Here is a 796-nt window from a genome sequence, read left to right as displayed (position 1 = left end):
TTAACTAAACACACTTTATAGCCTTGTACTGTCTAGCTCCAAACGTGAAACATCTTCCTGCGGCTTCGCTTTCTCGACTCGACGTGCACGCACGTCCCATCGAAAGGCTACGCCTTCGTCAGATGTTTTTCTCGGCTGCGCCGAGAACCGTTTGTCGCTTTTCTTTACTTGCCTGTTATCTAGTTTTCAAGGAACATAGCTACTTCTTGAACTCACATCTCTGCTGCCATGCGCCGAGGAATTCATCATCTTCGTAATCACTCGTATACGCAGGCGCAAAAACCTTATTCATTCGTAAATGAAATGGTGGAGCCTATCGGGATCGAACCGATGACCTCCTGCGTGCAAAGCAGGCGCTCTCCCAGCTGAGCTAAGGCCCCTTGTGATTGTATGGTGGGCCTAAGTGGACTTGAACCACCGACCTCACGCTTATCAGGCGTGCGCTCTAACCAGCTGAGCTATAGGCCCATACATACGACTATATTTTTCATTTAGGAGAGTATTCCCTCAAAACTGAACAAAACAGACAGCGAGATTTTATCATACGGTTGTTATGTTTGTCAACATATACGGAACCGTTCTCCGCTTTTCTTTATGTCTAGCTCCGGCTCCTAGCCCCTCGAGCCGCTTCGGTCCTGCTGTGGCGGCAACAGCCTCCTCGCAGGCCCTCAAGCGCTTGTCGGGGCTGAACAGTCGCCTACGCTTTTCTTTATGTCTAGCTACGAACTAACATCCTCCTCCGCGTCCGCTTTCTCCATCGACGTGCACGCACGTCTCGTCGAAAGCTTACGCTTCC

2 tRNA genes are annotated in these 796 nt (G+C 50.3%); both read right to left on the bottom strand.

Going from position 1 to position 796, the window contains the following annotated elements:
- Positions 1-304: 304 nt before the first annotated feature.
- Positions 305-380, bottom strand: a tRNA-Ala gene (locus ABEV15_RS07955).
- 11 nt (positions 381-391) lie between these two features.
- Positions 392-468 (bottom strand) — tRNA-Ile (locus ABEV15_RS07950).
- Positions 469-796 lie beyond the last annotated feature (328 nt).

Origin of the sequence: Bhargavaea massiliensis, assembly GCF_050480245.1 — a bacterium.
Taxonomy (GTDB): Bacteria; Bacillota; Bacilli; order Bacillales; family Anoxybacillaceae; genus Anoxybacillus.
Note: the sequence above shows the minus strand (reverse complement) of the source record. Positions and strands in the feature narration are given on the sequence as shown.